This window comes from Nitrosomonas communis, assembly GCF_024102715.1.
Lineage (GTDB): Bacteria > Pseudomonadota > Gammaproteobacteria > Burkholderiales > Nitrosomonadaceae > Nitrosomonas > Nitrosomonas communis_B.
This window is the reverse complement of sequence record NZ_JAGFJM010000127.1, coordinates 12,444-31,024: the sequence shown is the minus strand read 5'-3', so window position 1 is coordinate 31,024 and position 18,581 is coordinate 12,444. Positions and strand designations below refer to the sequence as shown.

The window sequence follows — 18,581 nt, the reverse complement described above, 5'->3', positions numbered from 1 at the left end:
AAACCGCGATGAACCTCATTCTGGGTATTTTTTATCGGGCCATCGGTAAGATTGAACTGCGCGTCGGTCAACCAATCTTTCAGGTCCGTTGCTTCCGTGCCGCGAAACACAATCAGCAGAACATCGGAATCGGCGCAGACGAACGCTTGGGTATCGATGAACGGCCCCTTAAGGGCGTTGATGGGCCTGAACTGACCAAATCCCCACTTACTCACTTCTGCGGCTTGCAATGCGTCAGATTTTTCATAAACCAAATTTGAAGCTGCAGCAAGACACAATGCATTATTGGGTGCGAATCCAGTTGCCCTCGGGCTAAAGGGATTCTGCGCGCGATCATAACGGTAATCTCTTTGACTCATCGGCTGCTCTCCTCTAACAACAATGCGCTAAAATCAATCGGCCTGTTTCTATCTCTTTTAAAAAGGTATAGAAAAATAGGGAGTAAATAAATACGTACAAATACGTAGCAGAGCAAAAAAAGGTCGAAATTTTAAAAAATGAATATATTGATGCCGCGCGCATTAGAACATCTGTGATAGGAGATGCCGTTTATGACGAAGCGTGAATTCCATGGCGTAATTATTGAATGTGTGCAGGGGAACATTGCGGCGCAGCCTGATATGGAAGCGATTGTGAATGCGGCCAACGCTGAACTGCAGATGGGAGGTGGTGTGGCCGGTGCGGTTCATCGCGGTGCAGGCCTCGGCCTGGCAAAGGAGTGCCGCAAGCTCGCACCTATCCGGCCGGGCGAGGCGGTCATTACTGGCGCGCATAATCTGCCGAATCGCTATGTCATCCACTGCCTTGGGCCGATCTATGGCGTTGATGAGCCTTCTGATCAGTTGTTAGCCTCTTGTTATCGTAATGCACTGAGGCTCGCCGAGGACAATGGCATCAGCTCCATCGCTTTTCCTGCAATCTCAGCAGGTGCATTTGGCTACCCGTTACAATCGGCGACACGGATCGCTTGCAACACAATTTTTGACATGCTGCCAGATCTTTTGACTGTTAAGCAAATACGCTTTGTATTGTTCAGCGATACTGATCGGCAACTATACGAGCAAGTTCTCGACGAGGTTGCAGCAGCATGACTAAGCGCAAAAAGTGTGCATGCTAAATTGCACTATTTTTATTACTCCAGTATCTCGATACGTTGACGGATGCTTCCGCGCTCGCCCAGGCGGATGATTTTGTTGATGAAAGAAGCGGTCAGACCGGGATGAGCAATCACGTTGGAAAACAAGGCAATTGCTTCATCCTTGCGCGCAATTTCCAGCTGACGCTGTTCCGGGGCTAAGGGTGACAGTGTCTGGGCAAATGACCAGGCAGCATCACGCGCTTTTTCCATGCTGAAATTGATGATGGCTGTTTCCACGCTACCCAGATAACGGTTGAATAACCCCAGCACTGGCCATATCTCGGCCAGTTCCTGCTGTACGCCGCCCACCAGGCTGGCCAGAATCTGATTGATTTTGTCAAAATCACCTTTCAGGTTAGGTAATTCTTCGGGCGGCACTGTTTCTGCAACGGCAATGCCCAGATCAAGGTTGATATGCGCATTCATGCCCAATAATAAATGCTGCAAGACGATGGGCCACCAACGCTTGGTTTCATTAAAGGCGCGCACCCAGGATTGAGTCGGTGTCTGTCCTGTCTGATATTGATAACAGGCTTGAAGATAGCGATTGGCGAAAATCACATCCAGACGTTCTATACGCGGCCCATCATCAAAAAGACCCTCTTCGATTCCTTTTTTAGCCTGGATAATGACTTTATGATATAGCGCAGCAAAATAGCCTATGCGGGCATTATTTTGCTTTGACCATTCGATAATCGCTGTTAACTGCTGAGCGACATCATCAATCGTTTTTGCGGGTGTTGCAATTGAAGCAGGAAAACGTGTATCAGACATATCTCCTCCTTTTTCCTTTCATCAGGAATTGCTTTAAAAATTGACTGGCTGTGGGTAGCCTTGCTGAGCGCATAGCAGAATTTACCCGATTTTTCTGCTGTAGTCTGTTTGATCTGATATATTCCAGGGATGGAGAGGAATTACAAACTCGCGCTTCATAAAAGGCAGTGCAGCTATACCTTTATCCAGCTCTCATTATGAAGAAATCACTTAACAATATCGCATGTCAAACTGACATACTTGTTTCTGGAGAATATGAGCACTAATTCGGTAAAGGCGGGTGTTTCACCGTTGCGGCTGGTGATTCATGGTGGCGCCGGCGCCATCAAGCGCAGCAAGCTGACAACGGAGCGCGCGCAGGCATATCAGCAAGCACTGGCACAATCGCTGACTGCTGGTTATGCAGTGCTTGCAAGCGGTGGCAGCAGCATTGATGCCGTGATTGCAGCGATTGTAGTGATGGAAGATTCACCCTTGTTCAATGCCGGCAAGGGCTCGGTGTTTAGCCATGCTGGCCGCAATGAACTGGAATCGTCGATTATGGACGGCACCACCCTTATGGCCGGTGCTGTTGCTGCGGTCACAACCATACGTAATCCGATCCGCGCAGCTTACACTGTGATGACAAAGAGCGCCCATGTCATGCTCATGGGTCAGGGTGCGGAAGCCTTTGCTGCCGAGCAGGGCCTTGAGATCGTGGATCCCTCCTATTTTTATACACAAAAGCGTTGGGATCAGTTGCAGCAGGCAATCTCTGAAGAACGTGTGCTGCGCGATCATGATGCCGGTCCAGGCACGCCAGTAGCTGGCGAGGATGGAAAGCACGGAACAGTCGGTGCCGTGGCGCTGGATCGGTACGGCAATCTTGCCGCTGGCACCTCAACCGGCGGACTTACGAACAAACGCTTTGGACGCGTGGGAGATTCACCGATTATCGGTGCGGGTACTTACGCGGATAATCGTTCAGTTGCGGTATCCGCAACGGGTACCGGAGAAATGTTTATCCGCGCTGCAGCCGCTTTCAATACAGCGGCGCAGGTGCGGCTGCTGCATAAGCCGATTGCCGAGGCGGCCGACAATACGCTGGCGGAAATCGCCGCCATCGGCGGTGATGGCGGTTTGATTGTGTTGGATGCAAAAGGCGATTATGCGATGCGCTTTAACACCAGCGGTATGTATCGCGGCGTCATCGGCAACGACGGCATTGCGCGGGTGGGAATTTTTCTGGAGGCTGAAACGCCGGTGACGTGCTCTCCCGCCTCTGCGCTATGAGAATCGCATCAGCTGGCAGGAAGCGGTGAATTCATGCAGGCTAACCATGTGGCCGCACCACGATGCATTCTATTTTCTGCCGCGCCAGGCTCTGGCAGGCCGTGCGTGCCTGGTCTTCCTGCAAGCCTAGCAACTGAGCCCGATATAGCTTGCGGTTACTGATCTTAACCTCACTTACTACTGCCTCGCCTGGTATCCAGCGGGTGGCTGCCTGGGCCTGGGCCTTGGCCCGGTCGCGCGCCAAATAAGAGCCTAACTGAACCCCCCAGTTGTTGTTATCTGCTGCCGTGATTCCCTGCGGCGCAACACTGGCCGCTGGCTGGGCAGCCGGTTGCAGCACAGACAGATCGGGCATTTTTTCCAGTGAGGAGGCCGGTTTGGGCACGGGAGCCGCGGTGCTGACTTTCATGGCTGCCGCCGGTCTCGCATTGTCATGACTGGTATTGCTCGCCAGTTTGGCCGCGGGCGCTCGGGAGAAGCAGCGATCAAGCAACTGGGCCATATGCTGATCGCGGGAGACAGCGCTTTGTCCACCCATGACCACGCCGATTATGCGGTGATTATCGCGCTTGGCGGAAGTAGCAATATTGAAGCCGGAAGTGCGAATATAACCGGTTTTCAAACCATCGACACCTTGAATGTTGCGTACCATGCGGTTGTGACTATGATAGGTGATGCCTCGGTAACGGAACGACTGAGTTGAAAAATAATGATAGTGTTGAGGAAAATCCTTCATCAGCCGCAGGGACAAGGTCACCATGTCCCGGGCAGTGGTTCTCTGCTCGTCGTTGGGCAGACCGGAAGCATTACGGAAAATGGTGGCGCGCATACCCAGTTTGCGGGCCTTATCGGTCATCATGCGGCCAAAATTGGCTTCAGTACCGCCCAGCGCTTCAGCCACCACCGCCGCCACGTCGTTGGCGGAGCGCACGATCAACGCCGGAATCGCCTCACGCACACTGATAGTGTCACCCGGGCGCAGCCTGATATTGGTTGGCGGCATGGACGCTGCACGGGCTGACACCTGCATGCGGCTATCCGGCGTCATCTTGCGTTGCTCCATTGCCTCGAACAGCATGTAGAGCGTCATCATCTTGGTGAGAGAGGCCGGGTAACGGCTGGCATCAGGGTTGGTTTCGTGCAGCACTTTGCCTGTATCCGCATCGATTACGATAGAGGCATGGCGGGGATTCGCCTGCAACTGGCCTAATGGAGAGAGCAGTAACAGTATGGCAAGCACAAGAACCCCTTTTCTGCCTGCACGCTTCCAATCAAACATGGCACTCATCCTTTCTGCAATTAATGCAAATTAATGAAAGTAAAGTGAAATATTTAACTTCAATGATTACATTACATGACATTTACTGTCTCCGGGCATATCGTCAGAAACTTGTCGTTACCAATTCCTAAAAAACCGCATTAGTATAAAGCATCCATCGTTTTTGAAGAATCGATAAAATAAAAAGAGCAAGCTTAAAACAGGTGAAGCAGTCATCCTCTCAGTACAGCATCGTCATCCTCATAGCCATTCTCGCATCATTGCTCGGCGGTTGTGCTACCAGATTGATGCTTTATCCTGAACTTGCGCGGGGCATGGAAGCTCGTCATCCACCTGTGCCGCCGAGCCAGCATCAGGCGCAAAAGGTAGTAGTTAAAAACGATTCAGGACAAGAACTGCACGGGCTTTTATTCGAATCTGCAGGTGATTTTGGCACAGTGATGGTGTCAGGCGGGAACGCGATGTCCCGCGCTCATACTCTGGAATATTACCGATCCTTGCTTGGCCATGGTTTCCGCCTGCTGGTATTCAGTTTTCAGGGATATGATGAAAACGAAGGTCAGGCTGAGCTCACTTCACTCATTGGTGATGCTGCCGCCTACCATGCTTATTTAAAATCCAACTATCCCGGCGAAGGAGTTGCCTATATGAGCCATTCCATCAGTAGTGCTGTGGCATTATGTTTACCGCTCAGGGTGGGAACATTTTCTGCAATTATTGTAGAAGGTGCGTTCGATCCCAAAGCCATTGCATATACCAAACTAAAACAGCTTTGGTATCTGTTCCCGCTGTATCCGATACTTTTACCTACTGCCGTCGCGGTGAGCGCCACCGTGCCTGACGAACTCGATGTGACGAAATGTGTGATCGCATATCGCGACATTCCCATTATGTTCGTGCACCATCCCTACGATACCGTCACGCCCTTCCTATCAGCATTTGATCTTTTCAGCAGGTATCGAGGCGACAAACAGTTTCTTATTCCGCGTTACTCAGCGCCGCCGCAATACCATACTAGCCTGCAGAACGACATGAGCATCCAGAGCGAGATCATACGATTCTTGCAAGCTCGTTTATTGGCGCAGCCACAATAAAGGTGGATAGTTTAGGCGATAGCTATGATTTATCGTCAACTCGTTGACCGTCCCCCGGCAAATTTAATGGTAGGCCCGATATGCTTGATGGGTACCGGTAAGATATTTTTGAGATCAAAGTAGTATTGTTGAAATACCTAGATCGTTAACATGCTTGACTATAGCGAATGATGCTTCTTTCCATAAGTACCTGCTATATGTATTATATCCCAGGCTACCCGGCCTGGGATGACAGAGAAGCTATTCCACTTTAGCCATTTGTCGAATGCAGCAACGTCAATTCTGCTTTAAGTGGTTGTCACTTCTTGAAGTGAGGGTTCGTTCTGCTTGATATACATTGAGGCAGTTTTCTTTAGCTGATCAGCATATTGGTAAATATCTGAAAGATCAGATATAGGCATTAACTTCTCTTCCTTTTCATCAAATAAACCAAGCATCATTCTTGCTGGATTATTGAACCTCAAACGGCAAATAGGTCTGCGGTTGTTATCGTCACACAAGATTGCGCAATAGCTCTTCGCGTCTCTCATGACCACTCGCTTGGGCTCAATAATCTCGCGGAGAATTGCGCGTATGATGCGAAATGCCTCCAGCTCTTCTGCAGTAGTAGTTATATCATCTGCTTCCAAATCACCTGTTTTCACCTCCGTGGCTGGTTCCATCGCCATTTTTAGTCTTTCATTGATTTTTTCTCCAATGAATTGATGAAATGCGTTCTTCGTTATTTGGGTGAATTGCTCTTTAATTGCGGGAGTGAAACGCTTTCCATTGTGAACTTCCGCACATACTATCCTGACAAAATCTTCTGATGGGTTGACCATCCACTCAGCCAGCACGTTACGGATAGCCCTAGTGTATTTTAGATCACTTGCTGTACTCAATATCTGTTCAACATTAAATGCCGACTTGGTGAACTTTTTTAGTTCCTCAACATGCTGATCTTTAAAATCCAGGATATTGAATTCAAAGAACGGTTTTTCATCCATGCGATTTGGCTGTTCCAGATCTGTAAAAAATTGATATGAGATACCGTTCGTAAGTACGCCAAATCGCGCTTCTTTTACATGGAAATAACGAAGCAATTGTGACGCATGGTTGATACTTAAATCGCTACCACTTTTTTTGCACTCGAAAAGCATGATGGGTTTATCATTCATCAGAATGGCGTAATCAACTTTCTCGCCTTTCTTTATCCCGATATCTGCAATTAATTCAGGTGTGACTTCCGTTGGGTCGAATACGTTATAACCCAATATCTGTATGAAAGGCATTATTAAGGCATTTTTTGTGGCTTCTTCTGTTTGTATTGTGTCCTTTATTTTTCTGATACGTAGCGCAAGCTCTTTGAGCTGATCAATAAGATCCATATGCAATTCTCCATAGAAGATTTATTGTTAGTTATTGTTTCTGAACATGAAAACTTGGGTTAGATTAAAATAAAATATTAGGTTATTCTGATCCTGCAGTTAGTAAAGATTGCCTCATCAGCAGGATCTGAAGTGAACTTAAGCGAGAGATAAATCTATGCCGACCCGAATTATGCGAAGATATCATACGAGTATTTGCTTGGCATAGCTTCTAGGAAATAGCGGTCTGTATCCTGATTCTAGCGAGTTACCTTCGGTAATTGCCGATTTCGAATGTTAGATAAAAGAAACGAATAGTGAATACAAACGTATCAAATTGCTTTCAGAATTTATCCGAAAGAACTATGAGGAGTCACGAATAGAAGAAGCCTGTGCGATTTTGAAGAAAGATTTCTCTGTTGGAGATCTCTCCATATCGATCGCCTTGGCAAGCTACAATGGTGAGCGCTACCTTGGCGAACAACTCGGCAGTATTGTCCGTCAGTCCCGCTTGCCGGATGAGTTGGTGATTTCTGATGATGCCTCAGTCGATGCGACCGCAGCGATTATTTATGAATTCGCCCGACATGCTCCGTTTCCGGTGCGTTTCTTGAGGAACAGCGAGCGCCTCGGTTCGACCCGCAACTTTGAAAACGCAATACGTGCCTGCCGTGGTGACATTATCTTTTTGTGTGATCAGGATGATGTCTGGTATCCAGACAAGGTCGCGCTGACAGAACAGCATTTCCTCGATAATCGCAACGCAGGTGCTGTATTCACGGATGGTGACGTCGTTGATGAGAATTTGCATTTATCAGGACTGCGACTGTGGCAAATCTTCAAATTCCATCCTCAGGAGCAGATGCAGATTTCAGCCTGCAATGCGCTCGGCGTGTTGCTCAAACATCCAGTGGTGACAGGCGCGACCCTGGCTTTCCGCACCACTTATCGTGACCTCATATTGCCCATGCCTGATACTTGGCACGATGCCTGGATTGCATTACTTATTGGCGCGGTGTCATGCCTGGATATATTACCTTTGCCATTGATCGCCTACCGGCAGCATGGCACGAATCAACTTGGCATACCTCGTCGAGACGGAAATCGAGCAAGGACCTTTGCCGCTATTTTTGGGCCGCAGCTATATCGCTGTGACATGGCACGCGCACGCCTGCTGGCGTTGAGGAATCGCTTTCCCGTGAGTGAGGACAAGCTGCGCGACCTGGACGAGGCACTTATCTTTTTGTGTGCTCGCAGCGCACTACCCAGTGCTCGCTGGCGCCGCTTGCCTGTTGCTCTGCATGAGCTTGCGGCATGGCGTTATCATCGCTACGCCAATGGATTCAAGAGTTTTCGGAAGGATCTCTTAAGATAGCTCATCGCCTGAAGCAAGAAAACTGAGGAAATATCGAGTGTTAATGGGCGCGCGTGCTCGCAGGAAAAATTTTGCGCCGAATGGCTTTACTCCGCCGAAACAGTCTCAGCAGCGGTGCTGGCAATCGCTCCCGGATTGCCTGAAGTTTTATTTGGGAAATCGCCTCGCTTACAGCGCGTTCACCTGCTAAACGAAAAAAATGGTCAAATGAATTTCTGGCGATGTCCGAATCATTCACTGTTTGCAAGATGGGAATAACAGGATTTGAATCAGCGGAGCCCAATGCGAGTACACCCAAACCATGGGTGTGGGAAAAGTTGAAACTGACATAGTCATCCTTGATTTCATCCCACAATTTCCATACACCAAAACCTCTTTCCCGCACATGGGTGTCGTGAAACAGCATAATGCCATTCGGGGACACTTTTGGCAGCCACGTTTCATAATCATTCTTGACTGCTTCGTAAGTATGCAGCCCGTCAATATGAATTAGATCAAGACTCTGGTTGTCGAAATCGGCCGCTGCTTCGTTAAAATCTTTTCTCAGGACGCAACCGATGCCATGATATTTGTCCTGATGAATCCGCCTAAAACTGGCATAAACATTCTCGCCATATTTTCCGGCATGCTCATCGCCCGCCCACAGATCGACGGCTGTTGGTGAACAATTTAGGCCAAATTCACGTATGGCCTGGCAAACTGCAAAGAAACTCGCGCCATAGTGCGTACCGAGTTCAAGAAAGGTGCGAGGGCGAAAATAATTCATGAGGCAGAACATGAATGGGATATGCCCGCCCCAACTGGTCAGCGTCAGTGTTTCAATGCGAGTTCCTGCAGGCTCCAGAAATTGGAGTAATCTCAAAGTTTCTGCGCTCTCACTCGATCGAGAGATCATGTCCATCTGACAATCCAAGAATTATTCAACCAATAATATTTCAATCCATTTATCAAAGGGATATCAGAAAAATAAATGTTCTTTTTCATAAGATAAGAACGTACTGAAAGTCAGGCTAGCTGTCAAATGGATTGAAAATCGAGCAAGAAAATCATTTGGCTTCGTTACTTGCAGCACAAAAAATTCAAGGAATTGCAAGCCCATTTTTAGCGTTAACTCGAAACCGGTTAATGCTGATAGAAGAAAGCACCACCTGATGGCTTATCGGCATATTCTTTCAAATATTAGAAACACACCGTAATGGCGCTACTTTCCCAGTTGAACGAAAATTGACGTAATCGATGAGCACCTGCTTGTGGTCAAAAGCCAGCAGCTGGGGCAAGTTATTCACACTGAATATCTGGCAATTTTTGGCATCGTCGGCGGCAACTGGTGTGCCGAACGCTTCTGCGACATAAACCGCGGTTACAGTATGTCCGCGCTGGTCGCGGCTTGGGTCGGAATAGAGACCGAGTAATGCCATTAACCGTATCTCTAACCCAACTTCTTCTCGCGCTTCTCGCACTGCTGCATGCTCAACCATTTCACCGACGTCGACAAATCCTCCTGGAATGGCCCAGTCAAAGGGTGGATAAGCGCGTTCAATTAAGACAATGGGACGGTCTGGATAATCGATTAGCTCGATAATGGTATCGCAGGCAAGTGAGGGAGTAACCGGCCGGGGCATATAATCTCCGCATGAATAGAAAAATTGGCGTTTATCAGGCTGAAAGTGCCTGAGGAATATGATTTGAGGTTGTCTATTTTAGTGAACCAGTAGAATGAGGTATATATTTTGTTTTTGCTCTTTTCGATCCTGAAATCCAGTTTGAATTAGCGCAACCTTGTTTCAAAAGCAAAAATCGGAGTGCGACACGTTGGTGATGGTGATAAATTGGTAACTGTTACCAAGCTAAGCTTGTCCAAGGATGACACCATGAATGCAAATGTTATGAAAGATCAAACGGAATTCCGGGCATGACGCCCAGCGATGATCGCGCTGGCGACGCTGACACTGACATTCGTTTTGCCATTGGCGAGTGCTCCCTCGGATCAATCCTGGTTGCCCAAAGTAATCGTGGTATTTGCGCCATTCTCCTGGGTGATGATCCCGATAGACTGGCGCACGATTTGCAGGCTGACTTTCCTCGCGTTAACTTGATCGGAGGAGATGCGGAATCTGAGCAGCTCATTGCTATGATAGCTGGTTTTATCGAAGCGCCGGGCATCGGCCTGGATCTACCTCTGGATCTCCGCGGCACCCCATTTCAGCAGCGTGTGTGGCGGGCTTTGCGCGAGATTCCAGCAGGACAGACTGTAAGTTACACGGAGATTGCCCGACGTCTCGGCGCCCCTAAATCGATGCGGGCAGTCGCCCGGGCATGCGCGGCAAATAAACTGGCAGTCGCTATACCCTGCCACAGGGTTATGCGCCAGAATGGTGCCTTGGCTGGCTATCGTTGGGGTGTAGAGCGTAAGCGTGCCCTGCTCGAGAAAGAAGCCGATGCGAAGGAACAGTTATGATTATGTTGCCAAAAAAATTGCGTAGCAGCGTAAGGTATGGTGTAAGTCGCCTGCGCTTGGATCAACGCTATCCTATGGGCATTATTTTTCCTGATGCAATCTGAACAATGAACATGACCTTAAACTTGTTTGAAGACGCGGCGCTGTCTCCATTACGACGGGAAGAGCTGTGTCCTGGCGCAGTTGTGCTGCGCGGTTTTGCACTGCCGGATGAAAGCGCTATCTTCGAAGCATTGAGACACATTACAATCGCAGCGCCATTTCGTCACATGATGACGCCAGGCGGCTTCCGCATGTCGGTAGCCATGACGAATTGTGGTTCCTATGGCTGGGTATCGGATAGCAGCGGCTATCGCTATGATGCGACAGACCCGGACAGTGGCAAGCCCTGGCCACGCATGCCTGACGTTTTGTTGAAACTCGCACAGAACGCTGCCGCAAGCGCCGGTTTTACAAATTACAAACCCGATGTATGCCTGATCAACCGGTATGCGCCGGGTTCCCGCCTCTCATTGCATCAGGACAAGAATGAACGCGACTTTGACGCCCCCATTGTCTCGGTTTCGCTGGGGATTCCCGCTATTTTTCTGTGGGGTGGCTTATGCCGGCAGGACAGACCAATGCGAGTGCCATTAATGCACGGTGACGTGGTGGTATGGGGTGGGGCAGCAAGATTGCGCTACCACGGTGTGTTGCCGATCAAGCAGGAATATCATCGATTGACAGGCTTGTATCGGATCAATCTGGCTTTCCGCAAGACAGGTCGACGGCAGACAGGACCCTAAGACAGTTAGCATTTTTGCTAGAGTTTCTGTAGGCTGCCGGCTTGTTTGCCCGCTGATTTGCTGGGTATCTGGCAGGGGTAGTAAGGGGGTGTTCTTTTGATTTTTGGTCTCTCGGAATGACGTTATGCAGAGGACAGGTAACATGAGTGCGTCGGATGATCTTCTTGACGCTGCAGGGAAAAGAAAATTTGCAACCGTGCTGGCGGATCCCCCCTGGCAATTTCAGAACCGTACGGGGAAAATGGCGCCTGAACATAAGCGATTATCCCGCTATCCGACCATGACCTTGCAGCAAATTAAGGATTTGCCTGTGGAGGCGATCGTAACTGATACTGCCCATCTCTACTTGTGGGTGCCAAATGCGCTGTTGGCAGACGGACTACAGGTAATGGAGCACTGGGGATTTACCTACAAGACGAATTTAATCTGGTACAAGATCAGAAAAGATGGCGGGCCCGATAGACGCGGTGTCGGCTTTTACTTTCGCAACGTTACCGAAATGATTTTATTTGGGGTGAGAGGAAAAAATGCCCGTACATTGCAAGCCGGCCGCAGCCAAGAGAATATCATCTCCTCCCAGAAGCGGGAACATAGCCGCAAACCTGAGGAGCAATATCAAATTATCGAATCCTGTAGTCCTGGGCCGTACATCGAGCTTTTTGCAAGAGGACCGCGAACGGGCTGGTTCGTATGGGGTAACCAGGCTGAGGAATACACCCCTGGCTGGGATACCTATCCCAATCATTCGCAAGCGAATGTTGTCGCGTTTAAGCAAAGAAAACTGTTGTAGATTGCCCAGCAAGGAGTTTCTCGAGCATGGGGCCTCATTGAGAAATGGTATGAGTTCAAGTCACAGGCGCAAGAAAAAGCGTTGCGGTCATGGTGTAATAAAGTATCTAGTCGAATCACGAAATTAGCGCATGCTTGGTCAAAAGAATGATGAATTATTCAGGGTTGTCTAATGACGTTTAATATCGATAAACCCTTGCGCACCATGGGCACTGCAACGAACAGGCAGCAGATAATCAGCAAGACATCAAAAATCAGACCACTGGCAACTGCAGAATATTCATAATATCCCTTGCATTGGAGGCTCAGAAAGGTGAACCAATCGAGAGGGAGCCAGCCGCTAACTACGTCCGGGGAGAGATAGGTACAGCTTGCACCGGCGAGATCTAAAATAACCAACACCATTGCAGCCACAAGAAACAGACTGCCAAGGAATATCTTTGAAACAGCACGAAGCTGCATGCTGCGAAAAGTAAATTTATTAGATATCTCGGTATTTTTGAGTTTGTGGCGAGTAGGGTAGCGGACCAAGCGAAAGATGCCCCAACGCATCAGGCGCCCGCCCATCAAAATCATCAGCGGTGTCGTGACGATATAAGCGATTAGATCGAGTCCAATCCCATTGGCAATCACCCGTTGTGCCTCGATTTCCAAACCCAGCTCTATCACCGCCGGTAGCAAGTCCTGGTCAAAGGAGACACTGGCAAGGATGGATTCAAAGATGAATACGAGAAAACCAAGGGTGGCGATAGCTGCTCCGGCAGTTAGGGCCAGCAAGCCGGTGACAAGGCCACTGCGCTGCGACATCTGACCGGAATCAGCAGGCAAAACTTCACGTGCGCGCCGTTGCCTCAGGAGTGAGCGGGCGCTATTTTGCAGGAGGATCACGGACAAGGCGGTGAACACCAGCATGGCGAACACCAGCAATGCCAAAGCGATGATTTCCCAGATGCGCTCGGCGGCATTAGCGGAATATTCATGGTCGAACGCCATGTAGTGCAAGAAGAGCAGTGAGAAGAAGACAGACAAGAAAAAAATGACAGTTCCGGACGCAATGCCCAGCCATGCGGTAACGGTTACCTTCCTGTGTTGGGAAGCGAGAATGGGCTCGACAAGCGCGTCATGGCTTAGTTCGTAATAGGTACTGTCAGATCGGTGTTCTACCCGTAAAAGCCGGCTTGCGACCAATTGGCCGAGCATTTCTTTCGGCAAACTGAGCTGCCGGCAGATTTCATTTTCTTCCAGACTCAAACGACGTCCTTCAGCGCTGATAAGGTATTCTTCGCATAAGCGGCGAGCCGCTTTGCGCGCCCGCCTGTTTCGCAGGGTGAGGAGCGAGTCATTATAGAAATTTCTCAGGGTTGCAGTGAGGGCAGTTTCTCCACCGATATCTGCCATGGTGATGGTGATATCCGATGACGAATTGCGCTGCCGAAGCGCGGCGATCTGCTCGATCCGATGGCAGACGAGTTGTAGCTGAAACGGTTCGATATAGCGTTTGGTTTCGGCAACCGTGCGGGTCCTGCGTTGCGACAGATAGGTCAAAACATCGGCGACGGCCTGGCGGTCCAAAGTAAATGGCCTGGTAGCAAACGCCGGATCATCGATTCCTGCCGGTCCGATAATTGCTTTTTCTGCGGCTTCAAAATCAAGTGGGGTTAGGCGGAATCGCGCATCGAAAATTTGGGGGATTTGGTCCGCTGCTTCCTCAAGGAAACCGAGATATTCCTCCCGCAAAGACAACAGGATTCGAATCTCAGGCGGTCGTTCGCTCAGTTTGCCGTGAGCGGATGACATCGCAGAGGGGGGAGGCACGCCACGTGATAAATAACTTAATTCGTCCAGCAAACGCGCTCGTGCCTGTTCGTGCTGGAGCGTAAAAAGCTCCTCGAACTGATCGAAAATTAATACGGGCGTTAGCAGTAAATCGCCACGCCAAAACTCTGCTGTCTTGAAAAAGCTCCACAACGAGTCTGTCAGGCCTGGTGTATATTCCACTCCTTGTCTACTGGCCTCCGATGGAATCGCGTCCAGAAGCGATTGGAGCGCTCCTTTCTTCGTGTCATTGACCCGCAAGAAAAGTGGTAAGTAACCCTCTGCACGCAACAGCGGCGCGAGGCCGGCATTCAACAGAGATGTTTTCCCCAATCCTGAACGTCCATAAACGACGACAAGCTGATTGGCGAGGATCTTATCGGTAAGCAAGCGGGCTGCGTCCTCCCGGCCGAAAAAGACCCGATGCGATAAGTCATCGTCTGAAAATGGTTGTGCGCCGGGATATCTATTCTTCTTGTGGGTGTCCATGATAGTTATCGCAATCTGCGTTGATAGTCGCGGCGCATGGTCGATATGACCTTCGAAATATCGTCGTCAAAGCTTGCTGGCCTGAGTAACATTTCCTGATAATCACTCAGCTCATGGATGCGGTTTTCTGCAGCAATCTCGGCGGTCTGAAGTGGAATCAGAAAAGATCCGCGCACATTGAGCGCACGCTGACGAGCCAAGTTGATCTCCTTATTCACATAGCTATCGGTCTTGGCACAAAGTGCTGGCGTATAAAGGACCAGCGTGAAGTCTGTGGCGCCGAGTTCTTCCAGGATGCGTTCATTCCACAAGTCGCCGCCGCTCAGCGACTCTTTGTCGAACCAGGGTTCAAAGCCAGACTGCTGCAGGGTATCAAACACTTTGACGGCAAGATCATTGTCTTCCCGAGCATAGCTAATAAATACCCGGGGGCGTGGGCCCACGGGGACAGTCTGCTCGACAATGCCTCCTTCAGTCGCAATTCGCCGGGATAATTCATTCAGAAAAGTGGGAATGTCTGTATCTTCCACTTCAATATGGGTTCCCCGTCGGTAGAAAAGAACGGTCTGTTCACGGTCATATTGCGATAAGCCGCGCAGGGGTTCTGTCGCAATGGTTTCACCCGTCCGATTTAGCTCCAATACCCGAACGAGTATTTTTAATAATACCCGCAGGTACCAGTTTTTGATTCCGAATCCGACGAACAAAAAACTTTGACCAACTCTTTTAAGAGCGTGCACGAGACTGTTGGGCAGCGGCGGTCGTTCGGAGACGATGGCGATCAGGAAATCCAGCAGATCATTTTCGCTCAAGACCAACGACGCCGGTTCCTGCGCATCGCCAAACAGGTGAAAGACCAGCGGTGACTGAGGTGAGCCTGGCAATCCGATCTCGGGATTATCCCGTTTATCTCCGCGCAGGTTGTAGCGGCACACAATGGGATCCTTGCCGGCTTCTTTCAGCGCGCGGATCAATAGATTATCCTGGTTTGTCGTTAAAATCAGGCTGAAGGGCAGCGCCGCGAGCGCCGCATGGGTCTGCGACGGGGCGAAATGAGGCGATTTGTAGAATTTCTCCGCCAGTGCACGCAGCGCGTGAGCGCCGAATCCCTCAGCGTCTTCATACTGCTGAGCGACTGCAGGTAGCGTATCACCCATCACATGACGATTGTCTTCCTCTAGCTCGGCTACTAACTTGGCAGTCAGCGCATCGCTCATGCTGGCATCGTCCTGTTGCGTTTCTAATTCCATCCTTGCCGGAATCTCGCGTCCCAGCACAAGCACACTCTGCCCATGCCGGATGCTGGTGACGAGACTGATCCAGTGCCTATCTTTCATTTAGTCTCCCGATATACTTTTTCCAGCAGAAAATTATTTAAGCGTCGCGGCGCATCTTTTTAGTTGATCATCACCATTCAGGAGTTAGGAAATCAATGGGATGAATCATCAATCAATGACAGGCTACCAACGGCATGGCTAATTTCTCATGATTTCACTGCCCATTCATGATTTTTTCAAAAAGATATCGAAAAATAGGAGGTAAGCAAATACGTGCAAACACGTAGCAATGGGAGATCCTATGATTGCACATCAGCAGTACAGCGCTCAGTTCAATATGAGAGTAGATAAACGTGTGCAGTCCTGCCATTGGCAATGGAAACTCGCGCTGAGTCTTGATGCGCTTGTTGCGAGGAAATTGTCTGAATCCGTTGCGTGAAACGCATTATCTTATCGGTGCCAGAAAAGATGAAATCGATCTGGCATGGCATCAAGGACTTGGCTCGCCCCAAGAAAATAGATTTTTACCAGGGGCGAGTTGTGATGCTGATCGAATATCTCTATTTAGAGTGTTTTGAGATACTCAAGCAAAGCTTTCTTCTCGTCTGAGGAAAGCGTAGTGCCGTATTCATGGCCGCAACGGCTGTTTCCGGAGTTCCGGTCACTGCAATCGGTCGTTTGTAACGTATAGTCAAACTTGGTTTGCTCAGCGGCAATTCCGATATTGACGATATCGTAAGCAGGGCCGACTTTGAACGAGCTGACCCGTTCGGCTGCTGGTTTTAGCAATTCCGTCAGTGTTGGCACAGATCCATTATGAAGATACGGTGCAGCCGCCCAGATTCCTTCAAGTACGCGGGACTCATACGCGTAAGTTGGCTTTTCAGACACTGCCGGTGCGATAAATGCGTTCCGGAGAGATTCTGTTTCCGGTGGAAACGGTGATTTCAGACCATCTTCTTTTGCGGCATCTTCTGCCTTCATCAGGATGGGAACGTAATGCTGGAGAATAGAGCCGAGAACAGCAGTTCCCAGAACGTTGAAAGCGGTATCGACTGGCTTGAGCGGAGCTGCGAGAAAAGGGATTTTTGCGCCTTCAAGCACACCGGTTTTCACGGTGCGGCCGAGAATCTCATATTCTTTTGAATCTGTGCCGACATCCATGATCGGAGTTTTCCAGGTCTTTTGTTCAAAAAACCGGGTTTCTCCAGGTGCGATACCATGGCAATCGACGCAGCCACCCGCGTCAGTCTTGCGTGCATAAATTGCTTTGCCTTTGCTGGCAAGGGCTTGATCTACTTGCCATGGCCATTTGGGAGGGCCAATTTTCTTGATCAAATCTTCCAGTGCGCCCAGTCCCTGAAAATCAGCTGAGTTATTGGCCAGGTAGTCGATTCCGAGCAGACGCCACGCGTCCTTTTTAGGATGAAAAATAGCGAATACGCCATAGACTTCACCGAGATTGCGGGAGAGCGCCAGTATGTCATTACCGTTGCTGGCGAAGCCGGGCCACTGCGTTTTATCCTGAATCGCGGCATTCCAGAGAAACGGATAGCGCACCGGTGCGGTGGCTGGCTGGATATTTTCAGGAATCATGTAAGTAGGAGGAGGGCCGATATCTAACCCAGCGAGCCGATTGAAGATCATCGATACGGCATCGAGTCTTGCCGGCCCCCAAGGCTTTTCGGGAAGCGCGCGCGTTACCAATGTGTGGTAGGGCAAATGCCAGGCTTTTACTTCCTCTCGCAGCTTGTCCTTGTTGTCCGGTGTTGGTGCAGGGCCGAGCACAGATTGAGCGAAATCGTCGAATGCTTGTTGATTCGTCAAGACGGTGTTTACCGCAGCATCGAGATCAGCGAGGAAGCTTTGGAAATCGACGATTCCGGGGCCGCCATCGATTCGGTACCAGGTGCCGGCAACTTCGATTTGGCGCGTATGACAAGCGGAGCAATTCATGCCGATATCCTGCCCACTCCCGCCACTGGAAACAGTGAACCCAACCGGCAATCCGGCTGGCCGGCTTGCTTCGTTTGACAAATAACCATAACGGCCGAGACTATCAGTCATGAATGGCTGGCCATTCGGTTGCTTTAAGGCGACTATCCAGCTAAGCGGCATAAGCCGGGATCCCTGGTCGCGGCTATAAAAATCCTTCCTGGCAGAAGTTGTCCACTCTTTGCCCTGATCGACAGTTACCGGCGCTGCGGCAGATGAGGTCATGGGCAAAAGCAAGGCAAATACTGAGACGATACTGCCAATCCGGGATACAAACCCGATTTTCAACATTTACTCTCTCCTTGAAGAATGAATCAGAATATCCATAAGTTCACAGCATCCTTGCCAATCTTTGATCACACTGGCAGTGGATGAATCCTTTTTAGGCTAGCGCTGCTAGCCATCCTGCATACGGAATGATAAGAATTTATGAGTAGATTCGAGTTGATGCACAGGATTCGTTTTTTCCAGTGCTGCCAGTGTCAAGCTTGGAATGGATGCATAAGCAGTATAGAACGCGCTAAACGGGGTTGATAAAAGGAGAAGGGTGGCTTTTTACTGCTATTTGATCGTTAAGGTGTACTGAAAAAGTGATATGCCTGAACCACATCGTTACTAAACGTTGCAGAGTACAATTTGGAAAACTGGGGCACTTGAGTTTTATTACTCACATTTTCCGTGGATAAGGTTGTGGG

At 49.6% G+C, this 18,581-nt stretch carries 17 protein-coding genes; 8 read left to right on the top strand and 9 right to left on the bottom strand.

The features are described 5' to 3' along the window. Positions 1-359, bottom strand: a 359-nt coding sequence (locus J5I83_RS12535; RefSeq protein ID WP_304056590.1) for a hypothetical protein, incomplete at its 3' end; no start/stop codon positions are given. A gap of 192 nt (positions 360-551) precedes the next feature. Here J5I83_RS12535 and J5I83_RS12530 point away from each other — a divergent pair. Further along, complete coding sequence (locus J5I83_RS12530) at positions 552-1,091, top strand: macro domain-containing protein (protein WP_304056587.1); 540 nt, start codon at positions 552-554, stop codon at positions 1,089-1,091. 41 nt (positions 1,092-1,132) lie between these two features. On the opposite strand, the gene J5I83_RS12525 is transcribed toward J5I83_RS12530, so the two are convergent. Then, positions 1,133-1,912 carry a DUF5995 family protein gene (locus tag J5I83_RS12525; protein ID WP_304056585.1) on the bottom strand — a complete coding sequence of 260 codons (780 nt, stop codon included), beginning with the start codon at positions 1,910-1,912 and terminating at the stop codon, positions 1,133-1,135. 255 nt (positions 1,913-2,167) lie between these two features. Here J5I83_RS12525 and J5I83_RS12520 point away from each other — a divergent pair, with 255 nt between their 5' ends. Next, complete coding sequence (locus tag J5I83_RS12520; RefSeq protein WP_304056583.1) at positions 2,168-3,184, top strand: isoaspartyl peptidase/L-asparaginase family protein; 1,017 nt, start codon at positions 2,168-2,170, stop codon at positions 3,182-3,184. Positions 3,185-3,224: 40 nt separating this feature from the next. Here J5I83_RS12520 and J5I83_RS12515 read toward each other — a convergent pair whose 3' ends face one another. Continuing rightward, positions 3,225-4,463, bottom strand: coding sequence for a D-alanyl-D-alanine carboxypeptidase (locus tag J5I83_RS12515; RefSeq protein WP_304056581.1), 1,239 nt, complete (start codon positions 4,461-4,463; stop codon positions 3,225-3,227). A gap of 203 nt (positions 4,464-4,666) precedes the next feature. Between J5I83_RS12515 and J5I83_RS12510 the strand changes: the two genes are divergently transcribed. Next, positions 4,667-5,557, top strand: a complete 891-nt coding sequence (locus J5I83_RS12510; protein WP_304056579.1) for an alpha/beta hydrolase — start codon at positions 4,667-4,669, stop codon at positions 5,555-5,557. A 287-nt stretch (positions 5,558-5,844) separates the two neighbouring features. Here J5I83_RS12510 and J5I83_RS12505 read toward each other — a convergent pair whose 3' ends face one another. Beyond that, positions 5,845-6,924 carry a type I restriction endonuclease gene (locus tag J5I83_RS12505; RefSeq protein WP_304056578.1) on the bottom strand — a complete coding sequence of 360 codons (1,080 nt, stop codon included), beginning with the start codon at positions 6,922-6,924 and terminating at the stop codon, positions 5,845-5,847. Positions 6,925-7,303: 379 nt separating this feature from the next. On the opposite strand from J5I83_RS12505, the gene J5I83_RS12500 reads away from it, so the two are divergent. Then, positions 7,304-8,278: a glycosyltransferase family 2 protein gene (locus tag J5I83_RS12500; RefSeq protein WP_304056576.1), complete on the top strand. Its 975-nt coding sequence runs from the start codon at positions 7,304-7,306 to the stop codon at positions 8,276-8,278. Between the two features lie 40 nt (positions 8,279-8,318). Here the strand turns inward: J5I83_RS12500 and J5I83_RS12495 are convergent, their stop codons facing one another. Then, the gene (locus J5I83_RS12495; protein WP_304056574.1) at positions 8,319-9,140 is read right to left on the bottom strand and encodes a class I SAM-dependent methyltransferase; all 822 of its coding nucleotides are present in this window, start codon (positions 9,138-9,140) and stop codon (positions 8,319-8,321) included. Positions 9,141-9,450: 310 nt separating this feature from the next. Further along, positions 9,451-9,900 (bottom strand): NUDIX hydrolase, encoded by a 450-nt coding sequence (locus J5I83_RS12490; protein WP_304056571.1) that lies wholly within the window; start codon positions 9,898-9,900, stop codon positions 9,451-9,453. A 290-nt stretch (positions 9,901-10,190) separates the two neighbouring features. On the opposite strand from J5I83_RS12490, the gene J5I83_RS12485 reads away from it, so the two are divergent. From J5I83_RS12485 to J5I83_RS12475, 3 genes are all read left to right on the top strand, one after another. Further along, entirely contained in the window at positions 10,191-10,736 is a 546-nt protein-coding gene (locus tag J5I83_RS12485) for a methylated-DNA--[protein]-cysteine S-methyltransferase (RefSeq protein ID WP_369683426.1), read from the top strand. A 113-nt stretch (positions 10,737-10,849) separates the two neighbouring features. Beyond that, a complete protein-coding gene (gene alkB, locus J5I83_RS12480; protein ID WP_304056592.1) occupies positions 10,850-11,521 on the top strand; it encodes a DNA oxidative demethylase AlkB in 672 nt (223 codons plus the stop codon). Between the two features lie 142 nt (positions 11,522-11,663). Continuing rightward, on the top strand, positions 11,664-12,311 hold the full coding sequence (locus J5I83_RS12475) for an MT-A70 family methyltransferase (RefSeq protein WP_304056569.1): 648 nt from the start codon (positions 11,664-11,666) through the stop codon (positions 12,309-12,311). Between the two features lie 158 nt (positions 12,312-12,469). On the opposite strand, the gene J5I83_RS12470 is transcribed toward J5I83_RS12475, so the two are convergent. Together J5I83_RS12470 and J5I83_RS12465 are read right to left on the bottom strand one after the other, a co-directional pair. After that, positions 12,470-14,614 (bottom strand): hypothetical protein, encoded by a 2,145-nt coding sequence (locus J5I83_RS12470; RefSeq protein WP_304056567.1) that lies wholly within the window; start codon positions 14,612-14,614, stop codon positions 12,470-12,472. Positions 14,615-14,619: 5 nt separating this feature from the next. Then, positions 14,620-15,951: a TIR domain-containing protein gene (locus tag J5I83_RS12465; protein WP_304056566.1), complete on the bottom strand. Its 1,332-nt coding sequence runs from the start codon at positions 15,949-15,951 to the stop codon at positions 14,620-14,622. Between the two features lie 241 nt (positions 15,952-16,192). On the opposite strand from J5I83_RS12465, the gene J5I83_RS12460 reads away from it, so the two are divergent. After that, entirely contained in the window at positions 16,193-16,330 is a 138-nt protein-coding gene (locus J5I83_RS12460) for a hypothetical protein (RefSeq protein ID WP_304056564.1), read from the top strand. A gap of 125 nt (positions 16,331-16,455) precedes the next feature. On the opposite strand, the gene J5I83_RS12455 is transcribed toward J5I83_RS12460, so the two are convergent. Then, positions 16,456-18,177 carry a di-heme-cytochrome C peroxidase gene (locus tag J5I83_RS12455; RefSeq protein WP_304056561.1) on the bottom strand — a complete coding sequence of 574 codons (1,722 nt, stop codon included), beginning with the start codon at positions 18,175-18,177 and terminating at the stop codon, positions 16,456-16,458. Positions 18,178-18,581: the final 404 nt, after the last annotated feature.